The organism is Acidovorax sp. (assembly GCF_022763525.1).
GTDB lineage: Bacteria > Pseudomonadota > Gammaproteobacteria > Burkholderiales > Burkholderiaceae_C > Acidovorax.
In genome coordinates, this window is record NZ_JALEGG010000115.1 from 1 (window position 1) to 8856 (window position 8856).

General features: G+C 66.0%; 7 protein-coding genes. 2 read left to right on the top strand and 5 right to left on the bottom strand.

Annotation, left to right across the window (positions count from 1 at the left end; all coding sequences use genetic code 11):
* The 3 genes from MRY84_RS09200 to MRY84_RS09210 form a co-directional block, all read right to left on the bottom strand.
* Positions 1–2155: PAS domain-containing protein (locus tag MRY84_RS09200; protein WP_291505428.1), on the bottom strand; the 2155-nt coding region annotated here is incomplete at its 3' end.
* Positions 2156–2303: 148 nt separating this feature from the next.
* The gene (locus tag MRY84_RS09205; RefSeq protein ID WP_291505429.1) at positions 2304–5282 is read right to left on the bottom strand and encodes an aconitate hydratase; all 2979 of its coding nucleotides are present in this window, start codon (positions 5280–5282) and stop codon (positions 2304–2306) included.
* Between the two features lie 215 nt (positions 5283–5497).
* On the bottom strand, positions 5498–5905 hold the full coding sequence (locus tag MRY84_RS09210) for a hypothetical protein (RefSeq protein ID WP_291505430.1): 408 nt from the start codon (positions 5903–5905) through the stop codon (positions 5498–5500).
* A 124-nt stretch (positions 5906–6029) separates the two neighbouring features.
* Here MRY84_RS09210 and MRY84_RS09215 point away from each other — a divergent pair, with 124 nt between their 5' ends.
* Positions 6030–6911 (top strand): helix-turn-helix transcriptional regulator, encoded by an 882-nt coding sequence (locus MRY84_RS09215; protein ID WP_291505431.1) that lies wholly within the window; start codon positions 6030–6032, stop codon positions 6909–6911.
* A 151-nt stretch (positions 6912–7062) separates the two neighbouring features.
* Here the strand turns inward: MRY84_RS09215 and MRY84_RS09220 are convergent, their stop codons facing one another.
* Complete coding sequence (locus tag MRY84_RS09220; protein WP_291505432.1) at positions 7063–7365, bottom strand: H-NS histone family protein; 303 nt, start codon at positions 7363–7365, stop codon at positions 7063–7065.
* A gap of 310 nt (positions 7366–7675) precedes the next feature.
* On the opposite strand from MRY84_RS09220, the gene MRY84_RS09225 reads away from it, so the two are divergent.
* A complete protein-coding gene (locus MRY84_RS09225; protein WP_291505433.1) occupies positions 7676–8518 on the top strand; it encodes a symmetrical bis(5'-nucleosyl)-tetraphosphatase in 843 nt (280 codons plus the stop codon).
* A 12-nt stretch (positions 8519–8530) separates the two neighbouring features.
* Here the strand turns inward: MRY84_RS09225 and MRY84_RS09230 are convergent.
* Positions 8531–8856 (bottom strand): FAD:protein FMN transferase (locus tag MRY84_RS09230; protein ID WP_291505434.1); only part of this gene is annotated, 326 nt, incomplete at its 5' end.

Consider the following 8856-nt stretch of genomic DNA (forward strand, 5'->3'; position numbering starts at 1 on the left):
CCAGGGTGTCGTTGAGGTCCTTGAAGTTGTCCAGGTCGATGAACAGCAGCGCGCCGAGGTTTCTGGTGCGCTGGCAGGCGGCGATGGAGCGCTGCAGTCGATCGAGCAGCAGGCGCCGGTTGGGCAGACCCGTGAGCGCGTCGTAGAAGGCCAGCCGTTCGATTTCTTGTTCTGCGCGCTTGCGGTCGGTGATGTCGCGGCACACGCCCAGCACGCCGGTCACGCGGCCGGTCAGATCGCGGATGGGGGTCTTGATGGTCTCGAACTGCCCCTGGTAGCCGTCTTCGGCGAAGGTGAGCGTTTCCTCATACACCAGGGGCTGCCAGGCCTGCATGGCGCGCCGGTCGTAGTTGCGGAACTGCTCCGCCACGGCAGGCGCCACCAGGTCGAAATCGCTGCATCCCACGATCTCCCGTTCAGGCCGGCCCGCGAAACGCTCGAACACCGGGTTGACCGAGAGGTACACCCCTTGCGCATCCTTGAGAAACACCATGTCGGGCATGGCATTGACCACACGCGCCAGGTGCGCCTTCTGGTGGGCCAGCTCTTCTTCAACGCGCTTGAGATCGGTCAGGTCATAGGCGAACAGCACCACGGTGGAGACGCCCTGCTCGGTCACCGTTTCCGGCGCGACGGTAACGCGACGGCAACGCGGGCCATCGGGGCCATCCACGCGGTTTTCAAACACGGCCGTTTCGCCCGCAAAAGCCTTGGCGAAATGCGGCCGCACGCGCGCCGCCACCTCGGGCGACACCACTTCCTCCAGCAGCTTGCCCTGCACTTCTTGCGCCGTGCGATGAAACCAGCGCGCTTCCTGATCGTTGACATACAGAATCCGGAGCTCCCGGTCCAGGCGGGCCACCCCGCCCGGCATCTGGCGCAGCAGGTTGGCCAGCTGGGCCTCCTGCACCCGGGTGGCTTCCTCTGCGAGATGGTGCGCGGTGATGTCGGTGTGCACCCCGTCCCACATCACGCGGCCATCGTCCAGGCGCCGCGGCGAGGCGCTCAGGTGCATCCAGCGGATCTGCCCATCGGCGCGCCGCACGCGGAACACCGCTTCCAGGCTGGTCATGGCCAGGAACGAAGCCTGCTCGAGCTTCCAGAAGGCTTCACGGTCCTCCTCGACGATCTGGCGGTACAGCACGGCCGGGTCGCGCATGACATCTTGTGCGCGCACGCCGTGCAGGCGCTCCACCGCCTCGCCAATGTGCACGAAATGCGTGCGCCCATCGAGCTCCCGCACCACCTGGTACAGCACGCTGTGGGGCAGGTTGCGGCCCAGCAGCGAAAGACGGGTCTCGCTTTCGCGCAGACGGCGCTCGGCCTCCTGCACCCTGTCGAACGGACGGCGGATGCCCGCGTTGAACACGGCCTGATACAGCAGTGCGTACGCCACCACCCTCAGCCCGTGGGCCAGGGGACCTCCGATCGCCGAATGGCCGCCCAGCACGGCGATGGCCAGCTCACCGCTCAAAAAGGCGGCGGCGGCGAACGCAAAGACACGGTCGCGGGGATCGGTGCCCCGGTACAGCCACACCGTGGCCGCGGTGAGCCCCGCCGCCAGCGCCAAGGCAAGGTATTGCCGCAAGCGGCCTTCTACAGCCAAGGCAAACCACGGCGCAACCGGCCCGAGCGCGAGGACCACCAGCAGCACCGTAAGCCCCACGCCCCCGGCCAGCCAGGCCTTGGCCGGACCCGGCAGCGCCAGCCGCGCGGCGGCCAGCAGCAATGTGGCCACCTCGGCAATCCGGGCGCAGCTGCTGAGCCATAGCGAGATGTGGGCCGTGCCGGGTGGCACGTACACCGGGGTGGAATAGGCCAGCACCCCGTGCAGAAAATTGCAAGCCGCCGCCACCCCGAAACCGGCCACCAGCACGTTGGCCCGGGCTTGCTCAGGCGCATCGAGCGTGTGCAGCGACACGGAGACCACCAGCAGGCCCAGCAGCACGGCCATGAGCTCCATGAAGGGCTCCAGGCCGTGGTGGCCGACGGGGGCCTCTCCGAGCGCCTGCGCCAGCGGCCCGATGACCAGCGCCAGTGCTGCCACCACCAGCACCACGGTGAAGGCAGGGGCCTCAAGCCACTCCGCGCGCGCAGCATCCCCTGGCGCTGGCACCGGCGCGGCAGAAGGTGCAGGTTGGTTCAGGGGCGGCATGCGGACAGCTGGCAGGAGGCAAAAAGCATGGTTCTTCCGTTATCAGCATTGTCAGTGTAACGATGCGTTAACAGAGCGCGACACAGACCGAAGTCTCCGCGGCGACGCGCCCCCTCCTGCCCCATGCCAGGACGCCCCCCCTGCGCGCTCAGGCCTTCAGCAACTGGCGCAGCACAAAGGGCAGGATGCCTCCCGCCTGGTAGTAGTCCACCTCAATGGGGGTGTCGATGCGCAGCGTGACGGTGACCTCTTCGCACGAACCATCTGCCCGGCGGATGACCAGCTTGGCGTCGCTCTGGGGTGTGAGGGATGGATCGGGCACCACATCGATGACTTCGTTGCCGACCAGGCGCAGCGACTCCCACGACTGCCCGGCCTTGAACTGCAGCGGCAGCACGCCCATGCCCACCAGGTTGGAGCGGTGGATGCGTTCGAAGCTGCGCGCCACCACGGCCTTGATGCCCAGGAGTTGCGTGCCCTTGGCGGCCCAGTCGCGGCTGGAGCCCGTGCCGTATTCCTCGCCCGCAAAAATCACGGTGGGCGTGCCGTGCGACATGTAGTGCATGGCGGCGTCGAAGATGAACATCTTCTCGCCCTGCAGGGGTCCCTCGCTCTGGAACACGGTCACGCCGCCTTCCTCGCGTGAGCCGTCGGCCATGGGCGGGATCATGAGGTTCTTGATGCGCACGTTGGCAAACGTGCCACGCACCATCACGTCGTGGTTGCCGCGCCGTGCACCGTAGCTGTTGAAGTCGGCCTTCATCACGCCGTGCTGCAGCAGCCACTGGCCGGCAGGCGAGCTCTCCTTGATGGACCCGGCGGGGGAGATGTGGTCGGTGGTGATGGAGTCGCCAAACAGCGCCATGATGCGCGCGCCCAGCACCGAGGGAAGCTTGGTGCCATTTTTGGCTGTAGCGCCTTCCGAATCAGCGCCAGTAGCTACGTTTTCAATAGCAAACTGTGCAAAGAACGGCGGCTCGGCGATGTAGGTGCTGGCGGGCCAGGTATAGGTCGTGCCGGCCACGCCCCGGATCCGCTCCCACAGCTTGCCGGGGTCCGAGGCCACCCGAGCGTAGTTCTCGCGGAAGGCCTTGCCGTTCATCGCGAAGCGCATGAGGGCGTTGATCTCGTCGCTGGTGGGCCAGATGTCACCCAGGTACACGTCGCGCCCGCCCTTGCCTTTGCCCATGGGCTCGGTCATCAGATCCTTGAGCACCGTGCCGGCGATGGCGTAGGCCACCACCAGCGGCGGGCTGGCCAGGAAGTTGGCCTTGAGGTTGGGGTGGATGCGCGCTTCGAAGTTGCGGTTGCCCGACAGCACGGCCGCGCACACCAGATCGTTGCTGGTGATGGCCTCGTTCAGCTCGGGCGTGAGGTCTCCCGCGTTGCCGATGCAGGTGGTGCAGCCGTAACCCGCGAGCGCAAAGCCCAGCTTCTCCAGGTAGGGCAGCAAGCCGGTTTGCGTGAGGTACTCCGTGACGATGCGCGAGCCTGGGGCAAGCGAAGTCTTGATGTGTGGCTTCACCTTGAGCCCGGCCTCCACCGCCTTCTTGGCCAGCAAACCAGCCGCCAGCAGCACGCTGGGGTTGCTGGTATTGGTGCAGCTGGTGATGGCGGCGATCAGCACATCGCCATTGCCCACGGTGACATCGCCCACGCGGCTGGCTTGGCGGGCCGTGACCTCGGCGTGCGCGGCAGCCAGGGTGGGCTTGTTCTGCTCCATCTCCACCAGGAAGCGCGGCCCCCCGGATGGCGCGGGCTTCTCGGCCGGGGCGGCTGCGTCTACCGGCGCATCCGCGGGGCGCACATGGTGGCGTGTATGCAGAAGCTCCGCCGGGCGGTTGAAACCGTTTTGCGCGTTCGGCTTGCTGAACAGGTCGGCGAACTGGCTGCTGACCTTGCCCAGCTCGATGCGGTCCTGCGGGCGCTTGGGGCCGGCCAGGCTGGGGGTGACGTCGCCCAGGTTCAGGCGCACGACCTGCGAATAATCAATGTCCCCCGCGAGCGGGACCCCGAACAGCCCTTGCGCGCGGAAGTACGCCTCGAAGGCTTCGATCTCGCCTTTGGTGCGGCCCGTGCCCTGGAAATACTCGATGGTCTTTTCATCGACCGGAAAGAACCCCATGGTGGCCCCGTATTCGGGTGCCATGTTGCCGATGGTGGCGCGGTCGGGAAGCGAGAGCGTGCGCGTGCCTTCGCCAAAGAATTCGACGAACTTGCCCACCACCTTGTGCTGGCGCAGGATCTCGGTCACGGTGAGCACGAGGTCGGTGGCCGTCACGCCCTCGCGCAGCTGGCCGGTCAGCTCGAAGCCCACCACATCGGGCGTGAGGAAGTACACCGGCTGGCCCAGCATGGCGGCCTCGGCCTCGATCCCGCCCACGCCCCAGCCCACCACGCCGATGCCGTTGATCATGGTGGTGTGGCTGTCGGTGCCCACGAGGGTGTCGGGGTAGTAGACCCCCTCTTTCGTCTTGTGCACGCCGCGCGCCAGATATTCCAGGTTGACCTGGTGCACGATGCCGAAGCCGGGCGGCACCACACCGAAGGTGTCAAACGCCTGCATGCCCCATTTCATGAACTCGTAGCGCTCACGGTTGCGCTGAAACTCGAGCTTCATGTTCAGGTCGAGCGAATTCTTCTTGCCAAAGTAGTCGACCATGATCGAGTGATCCACCACCAGGTCCACGGGCACCAGGGGCTCGATCTTCTTGGGGTTCTTCCCCAGCCGCGCAGCGGTGCTGCGCATGGCAGCCAGGTCGGCCAGCAGAGGTACCCCCGTGAAGTCCTGCAGCACCACACGCGAGACCACGAACGGAATTTCGTCCTTGCGTTCGGCATTCGGCGCCCAATGCGCCAGTTGCTGGACATGCTCGGCCGTCACCTTGCGGCCATCGCAGTTGCGCAGCACCGATTCGAGCACGATGCGGATCGACACCGGAAGCCGATTGACCGACGGAAACTGCTTGGCCAATGCGGGGAGGGAGTACAACTGGCCGCCCTTGCCGGACGCGGTGGTGAAACTCTTGAGCGTGCCCGCAAACGCGTGGCGCGGCGATGCGGCTGCAGCTGGGCGGCTGGCGGGGCGGGAAGACGAGGTGGCTGGCGGATTGGACGATGAGGCCATGGCGAACTCCTGTTTTACGCAACAGGCCTATTCTGTCAGCCTCACACGACGGTGCAATCGTGGGGGCTTGGCAGTGTGGCGACACAGCGCCTGACTCGCCCGTTGGCGCCCCCGATATCCAGGCAAATGGAAACGGTTTGGCATCAAAAGAGCTGCCACCGCTTTCTGGAAAAGCGCTGACAGCTACTTCTTTGATAGCAACCCAGCTCTCCGGGCTATGCGGCTGCCCACGCTGGCAGGCGCCGCACGCCGAACCACTGCAGCTCGGCCAGCAACGCCACCGACACCACGTGCACCAGCAGGTAGGCCTGGCCCAGCAGCGTGGGTGCCAGGGCCGAGCCCAACAGCAGCGCCAGGCTGACCAACGCCCAGGCAAAGTTGCCGACGATCAGCACCCACAGCCAGCCCCGGGGCATGGAGTCGGACCGCGCGATCGCAATGGCCAGCGCTGCATAGCCCAGCAGCATGGCACCGGACACCAGCAGCACCCCGACGGGCAAGCCCAGCCACTGGGCAAGGGGTTCCGTCAACAGCAGGTGCAGGGCGCCCAGCAAAACACCCGTGGATGCATCGAACCAGACCACGGCACGCAGGAATCGGGGGGAAGACATCAGGCTGAACATGAGAAGGCTCCTCGGTGGGTTGAAGAAAATGAAGGACAGGCCTGCATCGTTCCCGCCGCGGCGCATGCCGTCGATGACCAGGGAGGTAATGGCCCCGCGCCGAATTGACCCTAGGATGCGGGCCATGACCTCCGCATCCACCCCCTCCCACCGCACGACCCGCTCGGCCTTGCCGCACCGCCTGCCGCCGGGCCGGCCGGCCTCATTCGGCGACCACCTGCGCACCTGGCGCCAGCAGCGGCACCTCAGCCAGCTCGAGCTGGCCGAAGAGGCGGACATCTCCACCCGCCACGTGAGTTTCATGGAGACCGGCCGCACCAACCCCAGCCGCGAAATGGTGCTGCGCCTGTGCGACCGCCTGGCCATCCCCCTGCGTGAGCGCAATACCTTGCTGGTAGCTGCCGGCTACGCACCCATGTACCGAGAGCGGGCGCTGGACGACCCGGCGCTGGCGGCAGCGCGCCAGGCGGTGGAACTGGTGCTCAAAGGCCATGAGCCCTGCCCGGCCATCGCCCTGGACCGCTGCTGGAATGTCGTGGCCGCCAACCGTGCCGCCATGACCCTGCTCAGCCGCCACGTCAGCCCCGAGATGCTCGCCCCGCCCATCAACGTCTTCCGGCTGAGCCTGCATCCGCGTGGCCTGGCATCGCGCATTGCGAATCTGGCGCAATGGCGCAGCCACCTGTTCGAACGGCTGCGCCAGCAAATCCAGGCCACTGCCGATCCCGCGCTGATCGAGCTGCAGGCCGAATTGCTGCAATACCCCGCCCCGGCGGAAGCGGGCGGGATGGTGTTGGGCGGGGAAATGCTGGGCGTGGTAATGCCATTCTGTTTTGAAAGTGAGCACGGAATGCTCTCCCTCATCAGCACCACCACGATATTCGGGACGCCCGTGGACGTGACCTTGCAGGAACTTGCCGTGGAATCGTTTTTTCCGGCCGATGACTTCACGACGCAGGTATTGCGCACACTGGCGACATCCGCCGACTCGAATGGGCAGGCCTGACGGACGGAGTCCCCCGCCCTAGCCCTTGGCAATAGCCTCGGAGAGCTCGGGGATTTAGAACGCGGTGCCCCCCGAATGCCCACGCCAAAAAAGGCGTTCAATAAAAAAGCCTGCAGCTGCAGGCTTTTTATGGACAGAAGACGGAGGGTGATTAAATGGCGAATTTCTCGCGGTTTTCGTTCTGAATCCACCGAGGGGCCTTGCCGCGGCCGGTCCAGGTTTCACCCGTGGCGGGGTTACGGTACTTGGGGGCCACTTTGGTGCCTGCCGTCGAGCTGCGGCCGGTTTTACCTGCGGCACGGCCGGATGGAAACACATCTTGCGCCGTCAAACCAAACTCTGCCACCAGTGCGCGGACCTGGGAAACCGCATCCGACAGCTCCCGCTTGCGAGCTTCGCTGATTTGTTGCTCAAGGGCCTCACGCTGCTTCAAGAGTTCTTTGTAGCTGGTCATGGTGTTGCGAGTCGGGGATAAGGGTGAATGGTGGCCGGATTATATGATTATTTAATGATGGCTGCGCAATCACCTTGCCGCAAATTCAGGCTGAATCCCATCCGCAAATCCATCGCTTCCCGGGGTACGCCGACTCGGCTGTGCGGGCAATCAATATCTCAGGCCCAGCCTGCGCGAAAGCCGTGCAGAGCCGCAGACACAGGGCGCCCTTGCCGCGGCCACGGGCGAATATCCACTCCACGATGTGCCCGCTCCGTATTTGAGGGCCACAACCATTGGAAAATCGAACGCTCAAACTATTTGGACCGACATGGCGCTTTACTGTATTGGCGATATCCAGGGCTGCGATGGCGCCCTGGGCCGCCTGCTGGACACCATTGGCTTTTCACCCAGCCGCGATACCGTTTACCTGCTGGGCGACCTCGTCAACCGCGGGCCGGATTCGGCCGCCGTGCTGCGCCGCTGCATGCGGCAGGAGGGGGCCCTCCGCTGCCTGCTGGGCAACCACGACCTGCATCTGCTGGCGGCAGCCCACGGCGCGCGCAAGCCATCGCGGCGCGACACGCTGGGGTCGGTGCTGGAAGCTCCCGACCTCCGGGCTTTGCTCGACTGGGTGCGGCAACAACCCCTGGCCCGTTCGCACGATCATGCAGGTCAGCAACTCTTGATGGTGCACGCCGGGGTCCTGCCGTCCTGGTCGGCAAAGGACACCCTGGCGCGCGCCGAGGAAGTGCACGCAGCCCTGCGCGGCACGCACCTGCACGGTTTCCTGCACAGCATGTACGGCAATACGCCCGACCACTGGCGCGATGATCTGGCGGGGGCAGATCGCCTGCGGGTCATCGTGAATGCCCTCACGCGGCTTCGGTTCTGTTCTGCAGAAGGAAGCATGGACTTCGAGAGCACCGAAAGCGCCAGTGCCGCGCCTCCAGGCTTGATGCCCTGGTTTGACGTGCCGGGGCGGCGCACGGCGGACACGCTGATCGCTTTTGGGCACTGGTCCACGCTGGGCTGGCTCGACCGCAGCAACCTGCTCGGGATGGACACCGGCTGCGTGTGGGGCGGCTGCCTGAGCGCTGTGCGCTTTGGCGCCACCCTGGCCGAGAGGGAACTGATCCAGGTGAAATGCGAGCAAGCCCAAGCGCCGGGATGATTCCCGCCCCGCTCAAGCTGCGATGGGCTTCAGCCGCGCCGCCATCGCAGGGGACTGCCACACCGTCCCGTCCTGCCCGGCCACCAGCACGGGCAGTTCCGGCCGGCGGGCGGCCAGCGCCTGGGCTGCGGGAAGACCTTGCACCATCAGCGCAGCGCCCAGCCCATTGACCGCCGCTACGTCGCGGGCGATCAGGCTCACGCCGTGCACGCCCGCGGTGGGGCGGCCGGTGCGCGGATTGAGCACATGGTGCAAACGCTCGCCGCCGCGGAAGAAAAACCGCTCGTAGTCGCCTGACGACGCCACCACGCACGCGCCCTCGGCTTCCACCACGCCCA